The following is a 24866-nucleotide window of genomic DNA, read 5'->3' as shown; positions in this document are numbered from 1 at the left end:
ATCATCTTGCCAAAAATACTCAAAAAATCAGAGCGTTGCACCATCACGAATCAACTTCCAATTGATCGCATCGACCAATGCATCGAACGAGGCATCGACGATGTTGGCACTGACTCCGACCGTTGACCAACGCTTGCCCTGCCCGTCTTCGCTATCAATGATAACGCGTGTGACCGCTTCGGTGCCCCCATTTGTGATACGCACCTTAAAATCCACCAGTTGCATATCTTCGATATATTGCTGGTATGGCCCCAAATCCTTGGACAAGGCCCGCGACAAAGCGTTGACGGGACCTTGGTCACTACCGTCTGGTCCTTGGCTTTCCGAAACGTTTAGGAACCTTTCACCGTTCACCTTGGTCACGACGACGGCTTCGGACAAAGATACCATCTTACCGCGCTTGTTCTTGCGGCGCTCAATCGTCACACGGTAGCGCTTCACCTCAAAGAATTCCGGCAAAGTTCCCAATTCGTCACGGGCGAGCAGTTCAAAACTGGCCTGTGCCGTGTCGTAAGAAAACCCTTGCGCCTCTTTTTCTTTGATCCGCTCAACAATCCGCGACAAGGCCGGATCACCTGCCTCTACGGCAATCCCCGCATCGGCCAGTCGCGCGCGCAAATTGGATTGCCCGGCCTGATTGGACATGGGAACAATGCGGCTGTTACCAACCGCACTCGGGTCGATGTGTTCGTATGTCGATGGGTCCTTTGCAATCGCCGAGGCGTGCAAACCTGACTTATGCGCAAAGGCAGACGCACCCACATAGGCGGCCTGTTTTGCTGGCACCCGGTTCAAAATGTCATCGAGCATCCGTGACGCTTTGCGCAGTCCTTTCAACGCATCAAGGCTGACACCCGTTTCAAATTTGCTGGCGAATGGTTCCTTGAGCAACAGCGTCGGGATCAGCGTGGTCAGGTTCGCGTTGCCGCAGCGTTCGCCTAGACCGTTCAACGTGCCTTGGACCTGACGACAGCCCGCCATGACAGCGGCCAACGTGTTGGAAACCGCATTTTCAGTATCATTATGCGTATGGATCGCGAGGTGATCGCCCGGAATACCACTTGCGATGACGGCGGTGACGATCTCGGTCACCTCATGTGGCAGCGTTCCGCCGTTAGTATCACAGAGGACGATCCAGCGCGCTCCGGCATCATAGGCGGCATGGATCGCCTCTAGCGCATAATCGGGATTAGCTTTGTAGCCGTCAAAGAAATGCTCGGCATCGAATAATGCCTCGCGGCCACGATCCTTGAGGTAGGCAAAGCTCGCGCGTAGGTTCTCGGTGTTTTCCTCAAGCGTGATGCCCAGCGCGGTTGTCACGTGAAAATCATGCGACTTGCCCACCAAACACACAGCAGAGGTCCCCGCATTCACCACCCCCGCCAGAATATCGTCGTTCTCGGCAGAGCGACCCAAGCGTTTGGTCATGCCAAATGCGGTCATGGTCGCATTTGTCTTTGGCGGATTGGCAAAGAATTCGGTATCTGTCGGGTTTGCACCGGGCCAACCGCCTTCGATATAATCTATGCCCAATTTATCCAGCACAGCCGTGATCTGACGCTTTTCATCAGCCGAGAACTGGACCCCTTGGGTCTGCGCCCCATCACGGAGCGTCGTATCGAATAGGTATAGACGTTCTTTGGTCATGACAGCGCCTCAAGTTTAGAAGGATCGAAATTTGGTCCAGCGTCCAGCTCGACCCCGGTCTTGGACATACGCACCTCGACACCTGCAGCGATCAGCGCAGATTTCAGCGCGTCCACAGGGGCAAAGTCTTTGGTCCCCATCGCAGTTGCGCGCAAGCCTGCGAGTTTATCAGCAAGCGCAGATAAATCAGGCCCCGCAGTTTCCCATCCCGCCAAGTCATCGGTCAAAAGCCCAAGCAATTGCGCAGAGGCCAGCATCGTTCCTTTTTCATAGAAACAATCCTTTTGCGGGTTCGCCGCGATGTCTTTGGCCATGCGGTGCAGCTCGGCAATCGCGCCTGATGTGTTCAGGTCATCTGCTATCGCGGTCACAACGGCCTCATCAGGGCCGGTTGGCTCGGCAGCTGCAAGCAGCTTGCGCCACGCCTTTAGGGTCGTCTGCGCCTGCGCCGCCTTCTCCGCCGTCCAATCCATTGGCTTACGGTAATGGGTTTGCAGGAACACAAAGCGGATCACCTCTCCGGGGATACCCTGATCTAGCAGGTCGCGGACGGTAAAGAAGTTCCCCAAGGACTTGGACATCTTCTTACCTTCGACTTGCAGCATCTCATTGTGCAGCCAGTAGTTTGCAAAGCCTTCGCCGTCATCAGCATGGCCAGAGGCGCAGCAGCTCTGGGCGATTTCGTTTTCATGGTGCGGAAACATCAAGTCATTGCCCCCCCCGTGGATATCAAAGCGCTCGCCAAGCAGATCATGCGCCATGGCCGAGCATTCGATGTGCCAACCCGGACGTCCCCGCCCCCACGGGCTATCCCATCCTGGCAGATCATCGCTCGATGGCTTCCATAGAACAAAATCCATCGGATCACGTTTGTTGTCAGCGACCTCAACACGGGCACCTGCGATCATATCATCGACGGACCGCCCAGAAAGCGCACCATATTGCGGGTAGGACTTGACCGAGAACAGCACATGCCCAGCGCCGTCAGGATAGGCATGCCCCTTTGCAATGAGATCTTCGATCATTGCAATCATTTGTGGAATGTACTGCGTAGCGCGTGGCATCTGGTTCGGGTTTAGCGCACCAACTGCGGTCATATCATCGAGATACCAGCTTGCTGTTTCGTCAGTGATCTCTTGGATGGTGCGTCCACTCTCGGCTGCGCGCGCGTTAATTTTGTCGTCCACATCGGTAAAATTGCGCACATAGGTCACGTGATCGGCGCCATAGACATGGTGTAGCAAACGATAAAGCACGTCAAAGACAACGACAGGCCGGGCATTCCCCAAATGGGCGCGGTCGTACACCGTCGGCCCACAGACATACATCCGCACGTTTTCTGGATCGATCGGGACAAAGTCCTCGCGTTTGCGGGTCTTTGTATTTTGCAGCCGGATAATTGTCATAACGCCTCACGCACGGGTTTCGCCGGCGGGCTTACCAAGTTCAGCATCTGATTGAAACGTGAAAGAGCAGCCCGCGACAGTTGTCAGCAGGTAATAATGCAGCAGATAATGATGCTCATGCTTTTCATAAGTTTTCTTTAGCAGTCGCCACCGCACAGGTCCAGCATAGAATAGCCGGCCCTGCGCCAATCTCCTAGGATTTCACCTAAGCTCGGGCTATGCATAGATAAAACACATGAGGTTCGCTATGCGTCGGCACATTATTACCCTTATGGTCCTATCCTTGCTTGCTAGCTGTGGCAGCGTGGTTGGGGACCGCACAACCGTACAGAATGTCGGAGCAGATCAGCTGCTCAAGCTTCGATCTGGTCCCAGCCTAGGCTACAATATTATTCTTGGCCTTCCTGACGGTACCGCATTGAATCGACATGAATGTGTGACAGAGGTCGGGCAAAGATGGTGTCGCGTGTCTCTTGGCAATGCCCCACAAGTCAGCGGCTATGTCTCGGCCGACTATCTGACCGAATAACTGCCATTAGCTAACTTCCAACATCTGACCGATCTTGCGCATTGTATTCAGGTTTCGGGCGGTGGCGGTGCCAATACAGCTTTCCATTTTTCCGGCCAGCTGTGACCGCCCCATCCCATCTGGCGCAAAGAGCCAAACGGTACGATCAATAATCGCGATTTGTTCATTCGCCGCCTTAAGGCAATCAATCTTGCTTTGATCCACAATGGGGTCTCTCAGACATAAATAGGCGTGTACTTTGTTCCCCTGCCCATCGGGAAAAGGACACGCCGTAAGAACCGCGCCAAATGCGCTTTGGCTTAATAGAACAATGGCAATTTCAAACCCGTACTTAACCTTGATCGCCCGGCAAAGCTGATTTTCAATATCGCCGATAGCAAGGTCTGTATTGAAGACCAAATTACCCGATGCAATGTAGCTTTGTACATTTTGCGCCCCCAGGACGCAGGCACATAGTTCTCGCAACTCTGACATCGGTATCATGTGGTTTCCACCAACATTGATCCCGCGAAACAATGCGACGTATCTGGGCATAATGTGATCCTTTGTCACCGCGACAATGGCACGGTGACATCTCAGGTCAAGCCTTGGTACGGATCAGGGGTAACTAATCACCTCGAACTCGACACCATCGTCATCGGCAAAGTAAAACCTGCGACCCGGTTCATAATCTGCGTGGTTCTGAGGCGTATAGCCCATCGCGATCGTCTTTTCTTCGATGACATCAATATCATCAACGACAATACCGATATGATTGATCGCACCCCGTGTCGCATAGCTGGCGTCCGACTTTGGAACGACCTGCTTGGGGTCTTTGCCGGAATAGACAGCAACATAGCTATCATCGGTGCCAACATGCACAGTGTAGCCCTGCCCATCCATGGCTTCGCCCTCCCAACGAATGCGCCAGCCAAAAAGCTGTTCTAACATCCGTGCAGTCGCGATTGGATTTGAAACGGTAATGTTCACATGTTCAAGACGGCTCATTTTGAGGTTCCTTTTTATGATTTTCATAAATCGCTCAATCCAACTGGGCTGGGGCTGACGCGGTAACATCACGCTCTTTGCATCATGATCCCAGCCTATCCCGTCATGCCGCAATGCGGCGGCTGCACGGTGATCGTTCAGATAATATCTTGCGCTGTACTGGCTCATGAGATTTCCCACTGGATTTCTGCGATGAATCGGTTTGTAATTTCTCAAGTTAACTTTAGATCAAGGATTAATTTCATGAGCCAAGGACTATCGATTGGGGACCTTGCCACGCGGACGGGTTTGGCTGTCTCGGCGATACGGTTTTATGAAACACATGGCATTGTGAAGCCCCTGCGCAATCAAGGCGGCCACAGGCGCTATGGCAAATCAGACATTCGACGCCTGTCATTCGCGATGGCTGCTCAAACCTTAGGGTTCCCATTGGCCGAGATTGCAAACCACCTGCGGCCCTTGCCCGATCACAAAGCCCCGAACAAGGCTGACTGGACCCGGATCAGCAAAACCTTTCGGACCGAGATTGACGCCCGCATTGCGGCGCTCGAAGAGCTGCGCGACAAATTAGATGGCTGTATCGGTTGCGGATGCCTGAGCCTCAAGAGCTGCGCACTATACAACCCATCAGACGTCAAATCCGAACAAGGACCGGGCCCGCGCAATTTGACCAAGCTACCCGCTTGACTTTGCCTCCGGTGCACTATTCCCATGCGGAATGGAACTCTCTGAACGTATTACGCAAATCACCACCGGCGGATCTGACGGTTGGGAAACTTTCTATCGTGCACGGCGTATGATCGCCAAGGGCATCGACGTTACCGAGCTAACCATCGGTGAACATGACATCAGAACCCACCCAGACATTTTGAACGCCATGCACGTCGCCGCATTAGGCGGGCATACGGGCTATGCTGTTGTACCGGGCACCCAGAGTTTACGCACAACGATTGCAAACCGCATCCAAGAGCGTACTGGCGTCCGGACAACGGCCAACAACATCCTTGTGACGCCGGGCGGTCAAGCGGCACTATTCGCTGCACATCATGCGACCTGCGATCCGGGTGATACCGCCCTATATGTTGATCCGTACTATGTGACCTACCCCGGCACGATCCGCAGCGTCGGCGCAACCCCTAAGGCAATCATAACAACACCAGAGACCGGATTTCAGCCTACGGCCAACGCACTCGACTTGGCCGCAAAAGGCGCCAAATCGCTACTCGTGAATAGCCCGAACAATCCAACTGGTGCCGTTTATTCTGATGCTACATGGGCCGCGATTGCCGAGACCTGTAAGAAACACGATCTGTGGCTCATCTCAGACGAGGTTTACGACACACAAATTTGGGATGGTGCGCATATCAGCCCCCGCGCCCTACCCGGTATGGCGGAACGCACCCTTGTGATTGGCTCTATGTCCAAGAGCCATGCCATGACAGGCAGTCGTGTTGGCTGGATATGCGCCCCACAAGATGTGATCACCCATCTGATTAACCTTGCCACGCACACGACCTATGGCGTCGCAGGTTTCATTCAGGATGCAGCCGAATTTGCCCTCAAACAAGGTGCTTTAGTGGAAGCAGACGTCGCAGCCCCGTTTCAACGCAGACGCGCCATATCGATGGACATCTTGCAAAAACAAGACATCGTTAAATATGTGCCTGCACAAGGTGCTATGTACCTGATGCTGGATATCCGCGCGACGGGCATGACCGGACAGGAATTTGCCAACGCCTTGCTTGACGCCGAAAAAATCGCCGTGATGCCGGGCGAGAGCTTTGGGAAGGCCGCTGCCGGGCATATCCGGGTCGCGATGACCATTGACGATGCGCGATATGCGGCAGCACTGGAACGATTGATACAATTCGCTACAAATCAGGTTCCTAAATAGACGCCCGATATTGGGCGACAACGAAAATTAGAATCGTCTAATCTGGCGTCATGCTTATGAACCTGCCTGACCACGACACGCTTTATACGGCCCTACTGGCTCGCGACCCTGCCTTTGATGGCACAGCCTATGTCGGTGTTTCATCGACTGGGATTTTTTGTCGCCTCACATGCCCCGCGCGCAAGCCAAAGCGCGAGAATTGTCATTTCTATGCGACGACATCTGCCTGCATTGATGCTGGCTATCGCCCTTGCAAGCGCTGCAACCCAATTTCACCCGCAGCCAAAGATGACCCGATGGTGCAACCTTTTCTCGCCGCATTGGATCGTGATCCCACGCATCGTTGGTCCGAAACTGACATTGCCACAATGGGCTATGATCCATCGACTATTCGGCGCAGTTTTAAACGTTACTTTGGCATGACCTTTCTGGAAATGGCCCGCAAAAGACGCTTAGCACACGGGTTTACTGCGCTTGAGACCGGGCGCGTGATTGATGCGCAGCTTGAATCCGGTTTTGATAGTGCTTCTGCTTTTCGCAAGGCTTTCGCGAAGCTGCTGGGGACACCGCCCAATAGTTTTCGCGCCAACGCCACGCTGCGCGCAACGCACATCCCGACACCGATGGGTGATATGATAGCCGTGTGCGATGAAAGCTCTGTGCATTTGCTGGAATTTGCGGATCGCAAGGCGCTACCCGCTGAACTGAACCGACTACGCAAAATTGCAAAGGATGATCTTGGTGTTGGCCGCTATTCGATTACTGATGTGCTCGCGGCAGAGCTAAACGCCTATTTCGCCGGGAAAAGCGCTGTGTTCTCTGTTCCGCTCACGTTGCATGGCACCGCGTTTCAGCGCCAAATCTGGCATTCCCTGCGTGATATACCGCCCGGTCAAACACGCAGCTATCAGCAATTGGCACAAAAGATCGGTGCACCAAATGCTACACGCGCCGTCGCCCGTGCCAATGGGGCGAACCAAATCGCATTGATCGTGCCCTGCCACCGTATCATTGGTGCAGACGGCAGCCTCACTGGCTATGGCGGTGGGTTATGGCGCAAACGGCAACTTATTGATCTTGAGAAACAATTCATAACAAAGGCATTGCAATGAACGACCACGCTACAGACTTTCGCGCCATGCATGTTCCCGGTGCTGCTTTCATCCTTGCAAATGTCTGGGACAAGGGCAGCGCCAAAATGATGCAAGCGCTCGGTGCCAAGGCGCTTGCGACTTCTTCGGCCGCGCATGCCTTTACCATGGGGCGGCCTGATGGTGGAACATTGACCCGTGACGAGGCGCTCGCCCATGCAAGCGATATTCTCTCGGTGGCCAAGGTTCCTGTTCAAGGCGATTTCGAAAATGGGTTTGGAGAGGCACCAGAAACCTGCGCTGAAACTGTGCGGTTAGCCGCTGAGATCGGTCTGGCCGGAATCTGCATCGAAGACACGGCTTTGCCCAGTGATGCACCTTATGAATTTGACCTCGCGGTCGAACGCATCCGCGCGGCTGCCAGCGCTGTGCGTGCGATTGGCTCGGATTTTGTACTGACCGCCCGCGCCGATGGAATTATGATCGGGTCATATGTCACGGATGAAGCCATTCGACGCCTACGCGCATTTGCTAACGCCGGCGCGGACTGCCTCTATGCGCCACTGCCGCCTGACATGGCTGCCCTGAAACGGATTTGCGATGCGGTCAATAAACCCGTGAATGCGCTTGTCGCAGGCCAGTTTACCGCCCAGAAACGCGCCGATTTCGCGGCCATTGGCGTTGCGCGGCTTTCACTTGGGTCTGCCTTGGCACGGGTGACGCATCGGGTCATTCATGATGCCGCACTTCAGATGTTTGATGGCGCGTTTTCGGATCTTGGCAATGGGATCGACGGCCAGATCATTGATGAACTGCTCACCCAATAGCAAAGACCCACGGCTTGCACCGTGGGTCCAACAATTCATCCGCATTTTCCACAGGGGACGGGAGGACAACGCAGACAAATCTAGCTTGCGTTCGCTTAGAACTGGAACGACACGCGGGCTGCTGCCGTTGTCGCGTCGATGTCTACGCCAGTGTTATCAAAGTCCTCAAACTGGTGCTGAAGTACTTCTGCACCAACGCGGATGCTGTCGCTCACGCGGTATTCAGCGCCAAGCCCGGCGAAGCCACCTGTATCATCGGCATCAATGGAACCAGATGTACGCGCCTGTGCCACGCCGGCGGTCACATATGGCAGCCAGTTGCCCGCGTCATAACCCACGCGCAGCTTGGCACGTGTGATCGCATCAACAGCGACGTCGGCTGTTTCGTCTTCGATTTCAGTGCCGTCGATGTCGAGCTCAGCACCCACGACCCAGCTACCCATGTCATAAAGGTAACCAGCGTGCGCACCATAGGTCAGCCCATCGGGGTCTTCGGTCAGGGCATCAGAATCCAATTGGCCGTAACCCAGCTGACCACCAGCATAGAAACCAGTCCAGTCAGAACCAGTCATCACAGGTGCCGCGGCAGGCACTGGGGTCGGTGCAACTGTTTCCACTGGCTCGGCCAGCCCGCCTGCAGAAGCCATACCAGCGGCCAGAGCCAGAGGAGCGGCAAGAATGCTCGTGCGAACAATTTTATAAGACGTAGTCATTTGTTTTCTCCGTTCGTCTTGTTGTCGTCTGCACATACAACTGCTTACGAAGCCAAAAGGTTCAATCCCCCCTCACAGCGCTGTGAATTCAGTCGGCAGGATCGAGCAAAAAACCAGAGAATTCTGGCGAAACCCCGCGTAGTTTCAATCACTTGCCGTCACATCACTGTGAACAAAGGGTATTTTACATCTGGGATCGGAGTGAGATCACCCAGACATCACCTGAGTCGCGGGAAATGCGAGTCGCCCGCCGGTCATGGGGACCCTGACTCCGGTGGTCATTGGAGCTGAAATGGGTAGCCCGCGTGCCACCCGCACCGCCAGATATGCGAAAGCCTGCGCCTCGAGCATATCACCATCAATGCCCACATGTTCGACTGCATATACCGGACAAGCCAAGGCCGCACGCAACCCAGCCATCAGCGTATTATTCTTGCGCCCCCCTCCGCAGACATAAACGCTGTGCGGTGGTTGCGGACAATGCGTCATCGCATCGGCTACGCTTGCGACGACGGCCTGCGTGAGGGTGGCAACCGCATCTTGATCAGCTAATCCCTGTACCGCGTCGACCAATCCGGCAAAGTCATCACGATCAAGCGACTTAGGCGGTCGTTTTCTAAAATACGGGCCAGCCAAGAAACGCGTGATGATGTCGGCGTCCACCTTCCCCATCGCTGCGATGTGACCGTCCACATCATAGCTGGCGTTAAATTTGCTTTGCATCAGGTCATTGATCGGGGCGTTTGCAGGCCCGGTATCAAATGCAAGCAAGGCGTCCGATGCAGCCGGATCATCGGCAAGGGGGTTCACAAACGTAATATTGCCCACCCCGCCCAGATTAAGAAACGCGATGGGCGCAGTCGCCCCAATCCATTTCGCAAGAGCAAAGTGAAAAAACGGTGCGAGAGGTGCGCCCTCACCGCCTTGCGCGACATCCTCAGTGCGAAAATCCCACGCAACAGGCACGCCGATCATATCTGCAATCCGCTGCCCGTCCCCACATTGATGGGTTCTGCCACGCGCCGGGTCATGCGCCAGGGTCTGACCGTGAAATCCTGCAATATCTGCCCCATCGAAACGCTTCATCAATTGAATATGCGTGTCCTCAACGGTTTGCGCGGCTTGGATGACGTCATCATTTTGCCAGCGCCCTAAATGACCGCGTAGCAGACGCTGATCAGCCTCAGAATAAGCAATGTATCCGCTGGGTCCAAATGCTGTGATGATATCGCCGTCTGTTTCGATCACTGCGGCGTCCACACCATCCAAAGAGGTGCCGGACATTGTTCCGAGCGCCTTCACAATTCCTGCCTTCAACATACGCTTTCCCTTGCGGTCTGACCTGACTATAGAGTGCACTGAGCAAACCGCAGGAACAAGCTAATGACTTACCATCCCAAATCCGAATTTCTCCGCGTGATTATCGAGCGGGGTTTTCTGGCGGACTGCACGAATTTGCAGGAGCTGGACGAAGCACTCTCAAACGGGATGGTAACCGCATATATCGGCTACGACGCGACAGCGTCGTCACTGCACGTTGGTCACCTGTTGAACATCATGCTTTTGCGGTGGTTCCAGAAAACGGGTCACAAACCGATTACGCTGATGGGCGGCGGCACGACAAAGGTCGGCGATCCATCGTTCCGATCAGACGAGCGCCCGCTGTTGGGGCCAGAACAAATTGATGCCAACATCTCTGGCATGCAGCAGGTGTTCGACCGCTATCTTGCCTATGAAGATGCAGGCAATGGCGCGTTGATGCGTAACAATGCTGAATGGCTCGATGATCTAAACTACCTCGAGTTTTTGCGCGACATCGGCCGGCACTTTAGCGTGAACCGGATGCTGTCATTCGAAAGCGTCAAATCGCGTCTTGACCGGGAACAATCTCTGTCTTTCCTCGAGTTCAACTACATGATCTTGCAGGCCTATGACTTTCTCGAGTTGAACCGCCGCTACGATTGCCTGTTGCAAATGGGCGGATCAGATCAGTGGGGCAACATCATCAACGGGATCGATCTGACACGTCGTGTTCTTGACCATGAAATTCACGGGCTGACCACACCGCTTTTGACCACATCGGACGGCAAAAAAATGGGCAAGTCCCAAGGCGGCGCAATCTGGTTGAACGCTGATATGCTATCTCCTTACGAGTTCTGGCAATTCTGGCGCAATACCACCGATGCCGATACGGGTCGGTTCCTCAAGCTTTACACAGAGCTTCCTGTCGAGGAATGCGACCGCCTTGGCGCGCTCGAAGGGTCTGAGATCAACCAAGCCAAGATCATCCTCGCCAATGAGGTTACAACCCTGTTGCATGGTGCAGAGGCTGCCAAAGCCGCCGAAACCACAGCGCGCGAGGTCTTTGAAAAAGGCGGCGTTGGTGATGATCTACCGACACTGACGCTTAGCGCCGACGAACTGAGCGACGGCATTTCAATTGTGCAGCTTTTTGTCCGTGCTGGCCTCGCTGGTAGCGGCAAAGAGGCCAAGCGCCTGATCGCCGAGAATGGCGCAAAAATGAACGACGAGCCGCTCACACAAACCAACGTGGTAATTGACGCAGCAGCGCTGTCGCAGCCGATCAAGCTAAGTGCCGGAAAAAAACGCCACGCGCTGGTTCAACTGGCCTAAAGCAAGAGCAAATCCACAACTAGAACCGTCACACCGACGGGAAAAGTAACGAGGGCGGCCATGAGTGCCGCCCCTATTATCGTTGGGCGCGGTGCAGGTGCATCAACGCCATGCACAATTGTCGTAGGCTTTGTTTTTTTCATGCCGGTATTAACCACGCCTTAGGTTTCCAATGGCTTAACGGCGGATATGACCACCGTTTCACCACCTCTCCAACAGCATCCAAATTTTCGTCTGGCATTGGCACAGATCGGGGTGAAAACCTTTGAATGTGACCTTAGATGCGCGACCCCGGTACAGTGTATCCGCAGATTTGGACTGAACGCAGCGATGCGTGGCCCTGTTTGGAAAAGCCCCCACGCTGACCACGCAGAACTACACAGGTCGAACCTCAGGCTCATTAACAGCGATGGGGGCGACACAGCGATCTTACAAAAGGCGGGGTTCCGGCAAATCATGACGCCTGCTCATGTCGCCGAACTGGCCTTATCGGACGACATTTTGACAACGGCCAAACCCAAGTGGCGCAATATCTGGCGGCAAAGCCAACGTGGCCCCATCGCAATTTCAACCGCCCCCTTTCACGCCAAACATCACGACTGGCTCTTGCAGGCAGATCAAGTCCAACAAAAGCAAAAGCGATTTCGCGCTCTGCCACACGAGATCATTCACGCCTACGCGAAAACTGCGCCGTATGATGTAAAAGTTTGGAGCGCATATCTGAATAAAGAACCAATCGCTGGGATGTTATTCCTACGCCACGGCGATCGCGTAACTTATCATCTGGGTTGGTCCGGCGCATTGGGTCGTAAACATGCGGCGCATTACGCCATGATCATCCACGCTGCGCTGTATTTCAATTCACATGGTGTTCGGCAGATGGATCTCGGCACTGTCGATACACACAACGCCCCCGGCCTCGCCCGGTTCAAGATTGGCACTGGGGCTCTTATCCGACCATTGGGCGGTACTTGGCTCCGTTTGCCATAGCTGTAGCCGGGCGGCTTACCACCTGCTAAGACTTAAGAAATCGTATTGGGGGCTATTTTGACATTACTGCAGATTACTTCGCTTCTTATCGTGCTCGCGGGCGTCTTTGGGTCAATTAACTATCTCTTTTTACGGCTTCCCGCCGCGATCGGGATTCTCGTCGTGTCCTTGCTCGCGTCTTTTGCTGTGATGGTTCTGGATTTCATTGTTCCTGGGCTGGGTCTTGAACAAACCGTCCGCAACACGGTGCTAAGCATTGATTTTTCTGATGCATTACTCGAAGGAATGCTTGGACTGCTCTTGTTTGCTGGTGCGCTCCACGTCAAAATTTCTGACCTTAGACGCGAATGGATGCCTGTTGCACTGATGGCAACCATCGGCATTGCCCTATCGACCAGCATTGTCGGCTACGGATTTTCATGGCTCACAGGAATGCCGCTGCTTACAGCCTTGGTCTTTGGCGCATTGATTTCACCAACCGATCCTGTCGCTGTTTTGGGTGTTCTGCGCGAGGCGGATCTACAAAAGTCGCTTGAAACAAAGATCGCAGGCGAGAGCCTGTTTAACGACGGCGTCGCCTATGTGGTCTTTTTGATCCTTGTAGGTCTCGCGTTCCCACATGGCGATAGCCACGGCAATGGCGCGGCCGCAGTCCTCGAACTCTTTATCCAAGAAGCCATTGGCGGCGCTATCTTGGGGATTGTTTTGGGATGGCTGACCTTTCGCGTTATGCGTCGGATCGACGATTATTCGCTCGAGGTGTTGATCACGCTTGGACTGGCCTTTGGCGGCTATGAACTGGCCGTATATTTACATGTTTCCGCCCCGATTATGGCTGTCTGCGCTGGTTTGCTGATTGGTGATGTCGGTGCCAAACACGGTATGTCCGAAGAAACACGCCATTATGTCGATGCGTTCTGGAAGCTGATTGATGAAATCTTGAACGCCGTTTTGTTCCTGATGATCGGGGTTGAGGTCTTTGCCATCGCGTTTGACGCAAGCTATGTCGTCACTGGCTTTGCTTCGATTGCACTGGCCTTGTTCGCCCGGCTCGCGGCGGTTGCAGTGCCCGTGATGATGCTCAAGCCTTTCCGCAGCTTTGCGTCTGGCGTGATCCCGATCATGACATGGGGTGGGCTCAAGGGCGGTATTTCGGTTGCATTGGCACTGTCGCTTCCGGCGAATGAATGGAAACCGCTGATCCTGACGGCCACATATGTCGTGGTGATTTTCTCGATCATCGTACAGGGGCTGACAATTGCGCGCCTTGCCGAACGGGTGGGACGCGAACCGGAACTGCCGCAATGACCAACTATGTCGTGTACGACGTCTTTACGACGCAGCCCTTTGGGGGCAACCAGCTTGCCGTCGTTCCAGACGCACGATCGCTGCCCGAAGCCGATTTGCAAAATATCGCGCGTGAATTCAATTTCTCGGAAACGACGTTTGTTTATCCCCCGGCGAATCCCGCACATACCGCCAAGGTCCGGATATTCACCCCAACGATGGAAGTGCCCTTTGCCGGGCATCCGACCATTGGTACGGCAGTCGCGCTGCGTGATTTAGGGCATCGGGGCGATCTGGTGCTCGAACTTGGCGTTGGGCCGATCCCCTGCCGCTTTGACGGTGAGGTGGCATCGTTTACGACCTCTGCTGCGCTGGAACGGATTAGCACACCAGAGCCTGCGCTGGTGGCGGCCTGCCTCGGAGTTCCCGAATCCACCATCGTCAATGAAACCCACGTACCTATCCAAGCGAGCCTGGGGCTCACGTTTGTTTTTGTTGAACTGTCAGACCGCGCCACGTTAGCGAACTGTCAGCCAGCCATTGACGCCGTGCGCGAAGGTGCGCGCAGATACCCTGCGGGGCTTGATTTCGCGATTTACGCCTATTGCAAGACCGGCGATCAGGTTCACGCGCGCATGTTCGCCCCGCTCGATCAGATCCCCGAAGATCCCGCCACAGGCAGCGCTGCTGCGACGCTGGCCGCGCTTTTGACAGAGCAACTCCAAAGCGCGCAATCGATCCTGATTACACAGGGCGAAGACATGGGACGCAAGTCAACGATTACTGCCAAAACATCACTGCAATCGCCCGTGCCGGTGACAATCAGTGGGTCGGCAGTTCCCGTGATGGAAGGGAAATTGATCTATTCTTCCAGCTCTGATCTGGAAACCAAAGGCGACTAACTGTAACAAGGACAAACCCCAAAACGCCGAGACTGATATGAAGCCAACAATTCTTGATCGCTGCGAAGCAAACGGACTGCGTATGACAGAACAGCGCCGTACAATTGCCGCTGTTTTAGAAGCCGCAGACGACCATCCAGACGTCGAAGAATTGTATAAGCGCGCCGCCAATGCGGACCCGCGCATCTCTCTCGCGACCGTCTATCGGACAGTTAAGCTTTTTGAAGAATCAGGTATTTTGGAAAAGCATGAATTTGGCGATGGGCGCGCCCGCTATGAAGCGGCGGATCGGGATCATCACGATCATCTGATTGATATGCACTCTGGTGAAGTGATCGAATTTGTCGATCCCGAGATTGAGGCGCTTCAGGAACGTATCGCCGCTAAACTTGGCTATGAACTCAAGGGGCACCGCCTTGAGCTATACGCGGTGCCCATCAAAAAGGACTAAACGCCAGTCAGTCCGATTTCGGCAGAAAAGGCCACGGCGCTTGGCCCTTCGGCGACTGTCGTGACCATCTGCGCGGCTAACTGCCGCTCTGTGCTATCGCCGAATACGTTGTCAGAGGCCAATGTTTGGACCGCAAGATTTGGGATGCTATCGGCGTAACGTGCATCAGCAGCATAGTATCGGCTCACCAAGCTCTCTTCAAAGGCAAGCTGCCCAACCAAAAGCGCCTTTTCCCCTGCCACCGCCGCCTGTGCACTGCGGAACACCTCAAAATGCACATGTGGCCAGCGTCCCCGATACGTGCCGGGTAGGATGCTCTTGAACGTGACGGCACCCGTCGCATCTGCGATCTGCATGCCACGCAAATAGTTTTGGTCTTCGATCTCGTAGAGAGAATATTTTCCAGCGGCATCGCAGTGCCAGATATAAACTGCCATATCCGCGATCGGGCTACAGGCCGTATCAACATTGACGAGGTTCATCGTCAAATCCATACCGATCCCTTCGGCAGTCCCCGACAATCCGGCGATACTATTTGTAATATCCGGCCGGATCACCCCTGCCAAAGTGAGCGCGTTCACCGTTTGCCCATCGCGTGTGTTGGTGCCGTCCGCCGGAAATGGCCCATTGGTTTCAGCCGGCTGGCCGACACAGACATCGCCATTTGCTGCGGTCCCTAGAACTTCGGGGCTAGGCGTCATGGGGGGCGGACGCATCCCACCTGCCTGCGCATAGAGAGCCGCACCAGTAAGAGACAGCGCACCGGCACCAAATAGCACTTTACGTCTACTCACCAGCTGTTTGAAATCGCTTAAAAAATCGCCATCATGATGCGGATCATTGGGGTGCTGGGACATTGTTCCTTGCCTTTATTATTGAGCGCCCTGAGCGCCGTTACATTCCTGATACGTAGTCGTGCCAAATCTCCGTCGCAGAAATTCGCTGCCAGATAACGCTATCAGCCTTTGCTTCTGTCCAAAGCCCGCGTATGCCTAGCGGTGAATACCGGTAAATGAGGCCAACGAATGGACAATATCCGCGGTAGCGCTTTGATGGTGGCTGCCATGCTTGGCTTTGCTTTCGAAGATATGTTTATCAAGCTGATTGCCGGGGCTCTTCATGTGGGTCAGATTTTGATCCTGCTTGGCGGTGCGGGTGGGATGGTCTTTGCCCTGCTCGCACTTAGCAAAGGGGATCGGCTGTGGTCCAAGGACCTGCTGCACCCTGCTGTACTGATCCGCAACGCGGGCGAAGTATTCGGCACCTTGGGCTTTGTGACCGCAATTGCGCTCACCCCAATTTCGTCAGCCTCTGCGATCCTGCAAGCCACCCCCTTGGCCGTGACCATTGGTGCTGCGCTGTTTTTGGGCGAGACCGTAGGCTGGCGTCGGTGGATGGCCGTATGTATCGGGCTTGGCGGGGTGTTGATGGTTCTCCGACCGGGGTTGGATGGCTTTGATGCGAACTCGCTCTTTGCAGTTCAGGGTGTAATTGGTCTGGCGATCCGTGACCTCGCTACACGTCGTGTGCCTGCGGGTGTGACCTCGCGCCAGCTATCAACATATGCTTTTTTGATTTTGGTGCCGACAGGCGCCATCGTTATGATCTTCGCTGGTGAAACGATGGTGATGCCCAATGCCGCGAACATTCTACGCTTGATTGGCGCGGTTATCGTCGGCGTCATCGCCTATTATATGCTCGTCGCGGCAACCCGGATCGGTCAGATGTCGCTGATCGCGCCGTTCCGCTATACGCGGCTTGTCTTTGCCTTAACGATTGGTTTTGTCGTGTTTGACGAAAACCCGGATGCCCTGACCCTATTGGGCGCTGCAATCATTGTGACATCCGGAGTCTACACTCTCTGGCGCGAGGCGCGACTGCGTCGTACTTCCCTTGCGTCCAAACCCGCGCTATAGAGCGCATGATACCGCTAACATTCCACCAACGGAGCACATTATGAGCACCATCATCGACATTCACGCCCGCGAAATTTTGGACAGCCGGGGGAACCCAACCGTCGAAGTCGACGTGATCCTAGAAGACGGAACAATGGGACGTGCGGCGGTACCATCGGGCGCATCCACAGGTGCGCACGAAGCCGTCGAAAAGCGTGACGGCGACAAATCACGTTACATGGGTAAAGGCGTGCTCGAGGCCGTTGCTGCCGTAAACGGTGAAATCGCCGAAGCAATCGTTGGTTTCGACGCGACTGAACAAGTTGGCATCGACATGGCGATGATTGAACTCGACGGCACTCCAAACAAAGGCCGCCTTGGCGCAAACGCAATTCTCGGCGTATCGATGGCAGTGGCCAAAGCTGCGGCAGATTTCACAGCGCAACCTCTTTTCCGCTACATCGGCGGCACATCTGCACGCACCCTGCCCGTTCCAATGATGAACATCATCAACGGTGGTGAGCACGCAGATAACCCCATCGACATCCAAGAATTCATGATCATGCCTGTCTCTGCGACCAACATCAAAGAAGCAGTACGCATGGGTTCCGAAGTCTTCCACACGCTGAAAAAAGAACTCTCAGCTGCGGGCCACAACACAGGTATCGGTGACGAAGGTGGCTTTGCACCAAACCTTGGATCCACCCGCGAAGCACTTGATTTCATTATGACTTCAATCGAGAAAGCTGGTTACAAACCGGGCGAAGACATCTACCTCGCGCTCGATTGTGCAGCGACGGAATACTACAAAGGCGGCAAATACGAAATGGCTGGCGAAGGCGTTTCTCTGACGTCCGAGGAAAACGCAGCTTACCTTGCTAAACTGGTTGCCGATTACCCGATCATCAGCATCGAAGACGGCATGTCCGAAGATGACTGGGATGGTTGGAAGACACTGACAGACATGATCGGCGACAAGGTTCAGCTGGTCGGCGATGACCTGTTCGTCACCAACCCTGCCCGTCTGGCTGACGGCATCGCCAAAGGCTCTGCCAACTCTATGCTGGTTAAAGTTAACCAAATCGGCACGCTGACAGAAACGCTGCAAGCGGTCGACATGGCGCACCGCGCGCAATTCACCAACGTCATGTCGCACCGTTCCGGCGAAACCGAAGACGCAACAATCGCGGACCTCGCTGTCGCAACAAACTGCGGCCAGATCAAAACCGGGTCATTGTCACGCTCTGACCGTCTTGCGAAATACAACCAGCTGATCCGCATCGAAGAGCTGCTTGGCGAGACAGCCACATATGCAGGCCGTTCGATCCTGAAGGCCTAATGCATTTGCCCCGCTTATCTTTTTAGATTGGCGGGGCTTGTTTTTATAGCCTAAGCTACCCCAATGTTAGAACCCGGTTTTCACGAAGTACCGCGCGGGATGGTGGCTACAATCGTCACCCATCTGGAAATGCGCCAACCCGCAAACACCGGGCCGGTCAGTAATGACTGGGTTTTTCATCGGCATCACCATGCGTCACCGGATTGGTATCGCAGCATATTCTCCAACGTCGGTCGCGATTGGCTGTGGTTTTCGCGGTTGCATTTGTCAGACGACGATCTGACAGCAGTCATTCACCATCCCGACTACGAATTATGGACCTTGCGGATTGATGGTGTCGACCTTGGTCTCATCGAACTAGATCATCGCACGCCAGACGCCTGCGAGTTGGCCTTTTTTGGTGTCACCCCGCAAATGGTTGGAAAAGGCGCAGGCCGCGCGATGATACAGCACGCGATTGCACGCGCATTTACACGCAATATTAGTCGGTTTCACGTCCATACCTGCACGCTCGATAGTCCGCAGGCACTCGGTTTCTATATCAAGGCCGGGTTCACGCCAATCAAACAAGAAGTCGAAATCGCCCCAGATCCGCGCCTCACCGGGTATATCGAACGTGATGCCGCCCCACAAATCCCGGTATTCGCATGACAGCCGCTGACATTATCGAAAAGCTGAACCTCAGCCCACATCCCGAAGGCGGCTATTACCGTCAAACATGGATCGCAGATAACGAAGGCCGCGCCAGCGGAACCTGTATCTATTTTTTGTTAAAGGCTGGCGAAGACAGCCATTGGCACAAGGTCGATGCGACTGAAATTTGGCTCTATCATGCTGGCGCGCCAATTGTTTTATCCCTGGCAGAAACCGACCTTGGTCCAGCCAAGGATCATATCTTGGGGCCTGATATACTGTCCGACGAACACCCGCAGCTTATTGTGCCTGCACATCATTGGCAGGCTGCGCGCACCACTGGCGCGTGGACATTGGTGAGCTGCACGGTCTCCCCCGGTTTTGACTTCGCGGGATTTACCCTCGCCGCGCCGGGGTTTGACATCCCACGCTAGCGGTCGCCAAACAGATCCCCCAAACCGCCCAGAACGGACCCTTCGCCTTTGCTACCGCCCGGCCCGGCAGCCCGAATAATCCGGTCAGCAAGCCGCGAGAACGGTAAGCTTTGCAAATAAACTGTGCCGGGGCCGCGTAATGTCGCTACAAAGATGCCTTCGCCACCAAAGACCATCGATTTCAGATTTCCCGCGCGCTCAATGTCATAGGTCACGCCCGCTTCAAAGGCGGCGATGCAGCCGGTATCAACGCGCAACACCTCTCCGGGTTGGAGTTCGCGTTTGATCACAGTGCCGCCCACATGGATAAAGGCCATGCCGTCACCACGCAGACGCTGCAAGATGAACCCTTCACCACCAAAAAACCCCGCGCCGAGCCGCTTTTGAAACGCAATATCGGTCGAGGTACCAAAGGCCGCGCATAGGAATGCGTCTTTTTGGCAAATCAGCTCTTCGCCGACTTTGGACATATCGATCGGAACAATCTTGCCCGGGTATGGTGCGGCAAAGGCGACGCGCTTTTTACCGTGCCCGCTGTTTGCGAAATGGGTCAAAAAGATCGACTCGCCCGTGAGGACCCGTTTGCCAACATTCAACAGCGCCCCCATCATACCGCTGGTCGGGGTGGTTCCGTCGCCCATCTTGCTTTCAAAGGTAATACCGTCTTCCATGTAATTCATGGCCCCAGCTTCGGCGATTACCTTTTCCTGCGGGTCCAGCTCGACCTCGACGATCTGCATATCATCGCCAAATATCTCATAGTCTACTTCGTGGCAGCGCATTCAAATCTCTCCGTTCCAAATTCATTGCGTTTCACATGGTGCGACCCACGCAGTTTTTCAAATCAACTTGCTGAGATATCGGGGAAAAATGGCGGGAACTCGCCAAAAGACAAAAAAAGGGGGACCGAAGCCCCCCTATAGTCTCGCTGATCAGGCTCACTCTTTGTGTACTGCCCGGTTTGTTGCCTGCGGCCTGATCTACGCCAAGGGCGAGCGCACCCGCCCTGGATCTCTTTATGCGGCGCTCAGGGCGCCGAAGATTGCGGTACAGCCGTTTGCTGCATCAGTGTTAATCGCCTCGATCGCATAGTTCGACGCCAGCGCCGAAGCCCCGAGGAAAGACACTGTCGTGTTATTGCTGAAGGCGTCAGACAATGGACCCGCAGCATCATTTGCAAAGCTGGCCTCGAGCGTCCGACCACGCATCCGCATGGAGTTGGCCTCGCAACGAAAGCCCGCAATTTCAAAAGCAAAATCCATTGTCTGTTCGTTCCTTAGCTGCAACCCGAGGTGCCGCCACATGTGTTACATTTCATGCAGGTCCCGTTGCGGACCAATGTGTAGTTGCCACATTCACCGCATGGGTCGCCTTCATAGCCCTGCATCTTAGCTTTATCGCGCGCAGAGATGCTGACAGTGCCCGTGCTGATCGCTGTTTCTGCCACCGTTTCCGGCACCAAAGTTTGCAACGCAGCTTGCGGATCTTGACCGTTTGGCAGTGCAGTCCCACCGGCCCCGCCCTGAAGAACCACCAGATCCTGTGGCATCCGCTTGCGCAGGTAGCCGCTCGATGAAATCTGCTTGAGCACTTCCAACGACCGCGTTGCTGCGTTTTCTGTAGGTGTTTGGACGTTCGATACGCCCTCTTCTTCGCCGCGACCGATATCGTCGAATGACGCACCTTCTGGCTTAACGTGAGCCAGATCAGTCCGGTCGAGATACGACACAGCCAATTCGCGGAAGACGTAATCCAAAATCGACGTTGCGCTCTTGATGCTGTCGTTACCTTGAACCATTCCGGCAGGCTCAAATTTGGTAAAGGTGAACGCATCGACAAACTCGTCGAGCGGCACGCCATACTGAAGCCCAACCGACACAGCGATCGCAAAGTTGTTCATCATCGCACGGAAACCGGCGCCTTCTTTGTGCATATCAATAAAGATTTCACCAAGGGTGCCGTTCTCATATTCGCCCGTCCGTAGATAGACCTTGTGCCCACCGACGATGGCCTTTTGGGTGTAACCCTTACGGCGTTGCGGCATCTTTTCGCGTTCGCGATTGCGCACTTCCTGAACGATGACCTTTTCGATCACCTTCTCTGCCAGCACGGCTGCTTTTTCTTGTGGTGTCCCACTCTCAAGCGTTTCTGCCGCTTCATCATCATCTTCGACGAGTGCGGCTGCCAACGGCTGCGACAGCTTGGAACCGTCACGGTACAGTGCGTTGGCCTTTACCCCAAGAGACCAAGACAGCTCGTAGGCCTTTTGACAGTCCTCGATGGTTGCGTCGTTCGGCATGTTGATCGTTTTTGAGATCGCGCCAGAGATGAACGACTGCGCCGCTGCCATCATGTAGATATGGCTATCAACGCTCAGATAGCGTTTGCCTTTTTTGCCACATGGGTTCGCACAGTCAAAGACGTTGTAGTGCTCTTCCTTGAGGAATGGCGCACCTTCGAGCGTCATTGTACCGCATACGTGGTCGTTGGCCGCTTCGATTTCTTGCTTAGAGTAGCCAAGGTGGCGCAGCAGATCAAAGGTGGGATCGTTCAGCTTCGCATGTGGAATGCCCAAGGTCTTGGTGCAGAAATCTTCGCCCAAAGTCCATTGGTTGAACACAAAACGAATGTCAAAGGCAGATGCCAATGCCGCTTCGATTTTGTCGATTTCCGCTTGGCCAAAGCCATGGCCGATCAGCGAGGTATGATTGATCGCCGGGGCCTGACCGATGGTACCGTGACCGACGGCGTATGAAATGATCTCTTCGATCTGCGCTGGACCATAGCCCAGTTTTTCAAGCGCAGCAGGCACCGACTGGTTGATGATCTTAAAGTAGCCCCCGCCCGCAAGTTTCTTGAATTTCACGAGGGCAAAGTCAGGCTCGATCCCTGTTGTGTCACAATCCATAACCAGACCAATCGTCCCGGTTGGCGCAATCACAGAGACCTGAGCATTGCGGAAACCATGCTGTTCGCCCAGTTCCAGCGCCTCGTCCCAAGATGAAATCGCAAGATCGATCAAGCGTGGGTCAGGACAGTTTGCGTGGTCCAATGGTACCGGTTTTACATCAAGGTTGTCATAGCCCGTTGATTTGCCCAATGCCGCCTGACGGTGGTTTTTGATCACGCGCTGCATGTGCTTTGCGTTTTTCGCATAGCCTGGGAATGCGCCAAGCTCACCCGCCATTTCGGCAGATGTCGCATAGGACACGCCTGTCATGATCGCAGTCAACGCGGCACCCATCGCACGGCCCTGATCACTGTCATAGCCAAGACCCATGTTCATCAGCAGACCGCCGATGTTGGCATAGCCCAACCCCAATGTACGGAAGTCATATGAACGCTGAGCAATCTCTTTGGATGGGAACTGCGCCATCATGACCGAGACCTCTAGCGTCACAGTCCAAAGACGAGTCGCATGGATGTAGTCTTCGACTTGAAACTCGCCGTCTTTGTAGAACTTTAGCAGGTTCATCGACGCAAGGTTACAGGCCGTATCATCAAGGAACATGTATTCAGAACAAGGGTTTGATCCGCGGATCTCACCGTCTTCTGGACATGTGTGCCATGCGTTGACTGTATCGTGGAACTGGATGCCCGGATCAGCACAAGCCCATGCTGCATGGCCGACTTGCTCCCAAAGGTCACGCGCTTTGATGATCTTAGCAACTTCACCGTTCTTGCGGTTGATCAGCTTCCAGTCGGCATCATCTTCGACGGCCTTAAGGAAGGCATCAGTGACGCGAATCGAATTGTTCGAGTTTTGACCTGAAACTGACGAATACGCCTCTGAATCCCAATCTGTGTCGTAAGTCGGGAATTCAATGCTGTCGTAGCCTTGCTTTGCGTAGTCTAGAACGCGCTTGATATATGTCTCTGGAATTGCAGAGCGCTTTGCCGCGCGCACAGCAGTCGCGAGGGCGCTGTTCGATTTGGTGTCATAGGCATCATCGGCGCTGCCATCCCACGACTTAATCGCGGTGAAGATGTCATTGAGGTAGCGTTCGTGCATTTTCGAGCCAGCAACGATGCTCGCAACCTTTTGCTCTTCAACCACCTTCCAGTTGATGAATTCTTCGATATCTGGGTGGTCGGCATCGACAATCACCATTTTCGCGGCACGGCGTGTTGTACCACCTGATTTGATCGCGCCAGCTGCACGGTCGCCGATTTTCAGGAAACCCATCAAACCAGACGATTTGCCACCACCAGACAAAGGCTCTCCTGCCCCGCGCAACGAAGAAAAGTTCGTGCCGGTACCAGAGCCATATTTAAACAGACGCGCCTCACGCACCCAAAGGTCCATGATCCCGCCTTCGTTCACCAGATCGTCCTGGATCGATTGGATAAAGCAAGCATGTGGCTGCGGATGCTCATAGCTTGAGGCAGATTTGGTCAGCTCACCCGTTTGGTAATCAACATAGTAGTGGCCTTGTGCAGGACCATCGATTCCATAAGCCCAGTGCAGGCCAGTGTTAAACCACTGCGGGCTGTTCGGCGCCGCACGTTGTGTAGCAAGCATATGGCGCATTTCGTCGAAATAGGCACGCGCATCATCCTCTGACGAGAAATAGCCGCCCTTCCAGCCCCAGTAAGTCCACGCACCCGCAAGCCGGTCAAAAACCTGCTTTGCAGATGTCTCGCCGCCGAACGTCGCACCTTTGGCGGGGACAGACCGCCACAGGAACTCAGGGACACCCTTTTCTTTGACTTTCTTCAGCTCCGAAGGAACGCCCGCCTTGCGGAAATATTTCTGTGCGATCACGTCAGATGCAACCTGGCTCCAACCGCCCGGAATTTCACATTCGTCGAGTTTGAAAACAACTGTGCCATCGGGGTTCCGAATCTCAGACGTGGTCGTCTTGAATTCGAGCCCTGCGTAGGCGTCTTCACCTGACTTGGTAAAATTGCGTTCGATTTTCATCTGTCTGCCCCTGTTTATCGACGTTGCTGACGTTGCAGCAAATAACTTGATCCCAACCGCCTGCGCGATACTGACTATGTGCTTCCCTGTGGGTTCAAATGGCCGAACAGTACCGCCCCAGCCAATGGCTGGACCGCGCTGGGATACTGCAATTTGGCGTAAAGCCTAGCTGTTGAACCGCCCCCGGTTGTCAGCACTACATATTGTGTTGCGCCGACTTGCCCGCACAAACTGACGCATCTAGCCCTAGTGGGTCAACGCATTTTTAACACAAAATACGGAT

General features: G+C 54.5%; 24 protein-coding genes. 14 read left to right on the top strand and 10 right to left on the bottom strand.

Annotation, left to right across the window (positions count from 1 at the left end; translation table 11 throughout):
* Positions 1-27: 27 nt before the first annotated feature.
* Together cimA and cysS are read right to left on the bottom strand one after the other, a co-directional pair.
* Positions 28-1647, bottom strand: a complete 1620-nt coding sequence (cimA, locus tag TW80_RS03890; protein ID WP_045996009.1) for a citramalate synthase — start codon at positions 1645-1647, stop codon at positions 28-30.
* Positions 1644-3053, bottom strand: coding sequence for a cysteine--tRNA ligase (gene cysS / locus TW80_RS03885; protein ID WP_045996008.1), 1410 nt, complete (start codon positions 3051-3053; stop codon positions 1644-1646). Before cysS ends, cimA begins: the two co-directional genes overlap by 4 nt.
* 247 nt (positions 3054-3300) lie before the next feature.
* Here cysS and TW80_RS03875 point away from each other — a divergent pair, with 247 nt between their 5' ends.
* A complete protein-coding gene (locus TW80_RS03875; RefSeq protein WP_045996006.1) occupies positions 3301-3582 on the top strand; it encodes an SH3 domain-containing protein in 282 nt (93 codons plus the stop codon).
* Positions 3583-3588: 6 nt separating this feature from the next.
* On the opposite strand, the gene TW80_RS03870 is transcribed toward TW80_RS03875, so the two are convergent.
* Entirely contained in the window at positions 3589-4116 is a 528-nt protein-coding gene (locus tag TW80_RS03870; RefSeq protein ID WP_045996005.1) for a DUF1697 domain-containing protein, read from the bottom strand.
* 63 nt (positions 4117-4179) lie between these two features.
* Positions 4180-4569, bottom strand: coding sequence for a VOC family protein (locus tag TW80_RS03865; protein WP_045996999.1), 390 nt, complete (start codon positions 4567-4569; stop codon positions 4180-4182).
* Positions 4570-4812: 243 nt separating this feature from the next.
* Between TW80_RS03865 and soxR the strand changes: the two genes are divergently transcribed.
* From soxR to TW80_RS03845, 4 genes are read left to right on the top strand one after another with little or no spacing between them, the layout of a single operon-like run.
* A complete protein-coding gene (gene soxR / locus TW80_RS03860) occupies positions 4813-5256 on the top strand; it encodes a redox-sensitive transcriptional activator SoxR (RefSeq protein WP_045996004.1) in 444 nt (147 codons plus the stop codon).
* Between the two features lie 31 nt (positions 5257-5287).
* Positions 5288-6463 carry a pyridoxal phosphate-dependent aminotransferase gene (locus tag TW80_RS03855; RefSeq protein WP_045996003.1) on the top strand — a complete coding sequence of 392 codons (1176 nt, stop codon included), beginning with the start codon at positions 5288-5290 and terminating at the stop codon, positions 6461-6463.
* Positions 6464-6513: 50 nt separating this feature from the next.
* Positions 6514-7575, top strand: a complete 1062-nt coding sequence (locus TW80_RS03850) for a bifunctional transcriptional activator/DNA repair enzyme AdaA (RefSeq protein WP_045996002.1) — start codon at positions 6514-6516, stop codon at positions 7573-7575.
* The gene (locus tag TW80_RS03845) at positions 7572-8381 is read left to right on the top strand and encodes an isocitrate lyase/PEP mutase family protein (RefSeq protein WP_045996001.1); all 810 of its coding nucleotides are present in this window, start codon (positions 7572-7574) and stop codon (positions 8379-8381) included. The genes TW80_RS03850 and TW80_RS03845 overlap by 4 nt, the downstream gene beginning before the upstream one ends.
* Positions 8382-8476: 95 nt before the next feature.
* Here TW80_RS03845 and TW80_RS03840 read toward each other — a convergent pair whose 3' ends face one another.
* Together TW80_RS03840 and TW80_RS03835 are read right to left on the bottom strand one after the other, a co-directional pair.
* Entirely contained in the window at positions 8477-9094 is a 618-nt protein-coding gene (locus tag TW80_RS03840; protein WP_045996000.1) for an outer membrane protein, read from the bottom strand.
* Between the two features lie 207 nt (positions 9095-9301).
* On the bottom strand, positions 9302-10414 hold the full coding sequence (locus TW80_RS03835) for an anhydro-N-acetylmuramic acid kinase (protein WP_045995999.1): 1113 nt from the start codon (positions 10412-10414) through the stop codon (positions 9302-9304).
* Between the two features lie 63 nt (positions 10415-10477).
* Between TW80_RS03835 and tyrS the strand changes: the two genes are divergently transcribed.
* The 5 genes from tyrS to TW80_RS03810 all read left to right on the top strand — a co-directional run bounded on the left by tyrS (position 10478) and on the right by TW80_RS03810 (position 15358).
* Positions 10478-11728 (top strand): tyrosine--tRNA ligase, encoded by a 1251-nt coding sequence (gene tyrS / locus TW80_RS03830; RefSeq protein ID WP_045995998.1) that lies wholly within the window; start codon positions 10478-10480, stop codon positions 11726-11728.
* Between the two features lie 189 nt (positions 11729-11917).
* On the top strand, positions 11918-12718 hold the full coding sequence (locus tag TW80_RS03825; RefSeq protein WP_045995997.1) for a GNAT family N-acetyltransferase: 801 nt from the start codon (positions 11918-11920) through the stop codon (positions 12716-12718).
* A gap of 57 nt (positions 12719-12775) precedes the next feature.
* On the top strand, positions 12776-14026 hold the full coding sequence (locus tag TW80_RS03820; RefSeq protein ID WP_045996998.1) for a cation:proton antiporter: 1251 nt from the start codon (positions 12776-12778) through the stop codon (positions 14024-14026).
* Positions 14023-14907, top strand: a complete 885-nt coding sequence (locus TW80_RS03815) for a PhzF family phenazine biosynthesis protein (protein WP_045995996.1) — start codon at positions 14023-14025, stop codon at positions 14905-14907. Before TW80_RS03820 ends, TW80_RS03815 begins: the two co-directional genes overlap by 4 nt.
* A 37-nt stretch (positions 14908-14944) precedes the next feature.
* Positions 14945-15358, top strand: a complete 414-nt coding sequence (locus tag TW80_RS03810; protein WP_045995995.1) for a Fur family transcriptional regulator — start codon at positions 14945-14947, stop codon at positions 15356-15358.
* Here TW80_RS03810 and TW80_RS03805 read toward each other — a convergent pair.
* Entirely contained in the window at positions 15355-16215 is an 861-nt protein-coding gene (locus tag TW80_RS03805; RefSeq protein ID WP_052700879.1) for a dioxygenase family protein, read from the bottom strand. The genes TW80_RS03810 and TW80_RS03805 overlap by 4 nt on opposite strands.
* A gap of 168 nt (positions 16216-16383) precedes the next feature.
* Between TW80_RS03805 and TW80_RS03800 the strand changes: the two genes are divergently transcribed.
* The 4 genes from TW80_RS03800 (at position 16384) to TW80_RS03785 (ending at position 19659) form a co-directional block, all read left to right on the top strand.
* The gene (locus TW80_RS03800) at positions 16384-17274 is read left to right on the top strand and encodes a DMT family transporter (RefSeq protein WP_045995994.1); all 891 of its coding nucleotides are present in this window, start codon (positions 16384-16386) and stop codon (positions 17272-17274) included.
* A 40-nt stretch (positions 17275-17314) separates the two neighbouring features.
* On the top strand, positions 17315-18592 hold the full coding sequence (gene eno, locus TW80_RS03795; protein ID WP_045995993.1) for a phosphopyruvate hydratase: 1278 nt from the start codon (positions 17315-17317) through the stop codon (positions 18590-18592).
* A gap of 63 nt (positions 18593-18655) precedes the next feature.
* A complete protein-coding gene (locus tag TW80_RS03790; protein ID WP_045995992.1) occupies positions 18656-19243 on the top strand; it encodes a GNAT family N-acetyltransferase in 588 nt (195 codons plus the stop codon).
* Positions 19240-19659 carry a cupin domain-containing protein gene (locus TW80_RS03785; RefSeq protein ID WP_045995991.1) on the top strand — a complete coding sequence of 140 codons (420 nt, stop codon included), beginning with the start codon at positions 19240-19242 and terminating at the stop codon, positions 19657-19659. Before TW80_RS03790 ends, TW80_RS03785 begins: the two co-directional genes overlap by 4 nt.
* Here the strand turns inward: TW80_RS03785 and TW80_RS03780 are convergent.
* The 3 genes from TW80_RS03780 to TW80_RS03770 all read right to left on the bottom strand — a co-directional run bounded on the left by TW80_RS03780 (position 19656) and on the right by TW80_RS03770 (position 24583).
* On the bottom strand, positions 19656-20441 hold the full coding sequence (locus tag TW80_RS03780; RefSeq protein ID WP_045995990.1) for a TIGR00266 family protein: 786 nt from the start codon (positions 20439-20441) through the stop codon (positions 19656-19658). The two genes, TW80_RS03785 and TW80_RS03780, sit on opposite strands and share 4 nt — an antisense overlap.
* 234 nt (positions 20442-20675) lie before the next feature.
* Positions 20676-20921: a hypothetical protein gene (locus TW80_RS03775; RefSeq protein WP_157033203.1), complete on the bottom strand. Its 246-nt coding sequence runs from the start codon at positions 20919-20921 to the stop codon at positions 20676-20678.
* Positions 20922-20935: 14 nt separating this feature from the next.
* Positions 20936-24583, bottom strand: a complete 3648-nt coding sequence (locus tag TW80_RS03770) for a vitamin B12-dependent ribonucleotide reductase (RefSeq protein WP_045995988.1) — start codon at positions 24581-24583, stop codon at positions 20936-20938.
* Positions 24584-24866: the final 283 nt, after the last annotated feature.

Origin of the sequence: Loktanella sp. S4079 (assembly GCF_000967725.1) — a bacterium.
Classification (GTDB): domain Bacteria; phylum Pseudomonadota; class Alphaproteobacteria; order Rhodobacterales; family Rhodobacteraceae; genus Yoonia.
Note: the sequence above shows the minus strand (reverse complement) of the source record. Positions and strands in the feature narration are given on the sequence as shown.

Bases quoted from the DNA above. Each gene is read 5' to 3' on its own strand.
- tyrS (WP_045995998.1), top strand. From the start codon at position 10,478: ATGACTTACCATCCCAAATCCGAATTTCTCCGCGTGATTATCGAGCGG.
- cimA (WP_045996009.1), bottom strand. From the start codon at position 1,647: ATGACCAAAGAACGTCTATACCTATTCGATACGACGCTCCGTGATGGG.
- TW80_RS03870 (WP_045996005.1), bottom strand. From the start codon at position 4,116: ATGCCCAGATACGTCGCATTGTTTCGCGGGATCAATGTTGGTGGAAAC.
- TW80_RS03840 (WP_045996000.1), bottom strand. From the start codon at position 9,094: ATGACTACGTCTTATAAAATTGTTCGCACGAGCATTCTTGCCGCTCCT.
- TW80_RS03855 (WP_045996003.1), top strand. From the start codon at position 5,288: ATGGAACTCTCTGAACGTATTACGCAAATCACCACCGGCGGATCTGAC.
- TW80_RS03810 (WP_045995995.1), top strand. From the start codon at position 14,945: ATGAAGCCAACAATTCTTGATCGCTGCGAAGCAAACGGACTGCGTATG.
- TW80_RS03835 (WP_045995999.1), bottom strand. From the start codon at position 10,414: ATGTTGAAGGCAGGAATTGTGAAGGCGCTCGGAACAATGTCCGGCACC.
- TW80_RS03770 (WP_045995988.1), bottom strand. From the start codon at position 24,583: ATGAAAATCGAACGCAATTTTACCAAGTCAGGTGAAGACGCCTACGCA.
- TW80_RS03825 (WP_045995997.1), top strand. From the start codon at position 11,918: ATGACCACCGTTTCACCACCTCTCCAACAGCATCCAAATTTTCGTCTG.
- TW80_RS03845 (WP_045996001.1), top strand. From the start codon at position 7,572: ATGAACGACCACGCTACAGACTTTCGCGCCATGCATGTTCCCGGTGCT.
- TW80_RS03775 (WP_157033203.1), bottom strand. From the start codon at position 20,921: ATGGATTTTGCTTTTGAAATTGCGGGCTTTCGTTGCGAGGCCAACTCC.
- TW80_RS03875 (WP_045996006.1), top strand. From the start codon at position 3,301: ATGCGTCGGCACATTATTACCCTTATGGTCCTATCCTTGCTTGCTAGC.
- TW80_RS03815 (WP_045995996.1), top strand. From the start codon at position 14,023: ATGACCAACTATGTCGTGTACGACGTCTTTACGACGCAGCCCTTTGGG.
- eno (WP_045995993.1), top strand. From the start codon at position 17,315: ATGAGCACCATCATCGACATTCACGCCCGCGAAATTTTGGACAGCCGG.
- TW80_RS03780 (WP_045995990.1), bottom strand. From the start codon at position 20,441: ATGCGCTGCCACGAAGTAGACTATGAGATATTTGGCGATGATATGCAG.
- TW80_RS03865 (WP_045996999.1), bottom strand. From the start codon at position 4,569: ATGAGCCGTCTTGAACATGTGAACATTACCGTTTCAAATCCAATCGCG.
- cysS (WP_045996008.1), bottom strand. From the start codon at position 3,053: ATGACAATTATCCGGCTGCAAAATACAAAGACCCGCAAACGCGAGGAC.
- TW80_RS03850 (WP_045996002.1), top strand. From the start codon at position 6,514: ATGCTTATGAACCTGCCTGACCACGACACGCTTTATACGGCCCTACTG.
- TW80_RS03785 (WP_045995991.1), top strand. From the start codon at position 19,240: ATGACAGCCGCTGACATTATCGAAAAGCTGAACCTCAGCCCACATCCC.
- TW80_RS03805 (WP_052700879.1), bottom strand. From the start codon at position 16,215: ATGTCCCAGCACCCCAATGATCCGCATCATGATGGCGATTTTTTAAGC.
- soxR (WP_045996004.1), top strand. From the start codon at position 4,813: ATGAGCCAAGGACTATCGATTGGGGACCTTGCCACGCGGACGGGTTTG.
- TW80_RS03800 (WP_045995994.1), top strand. From the start codon at position 16,384: ATGGACAATATCCGCGGTAGCGCTTTGATGGTGGCTGCCATGCTTGGC.
- TW80_RS03790 (WP_045995992.1), top strand. From the start codon at position 18,656: ATGTTAGAACCCGGTTTTCACGAAGTACCGCGCGGGATGGTGGCTACA.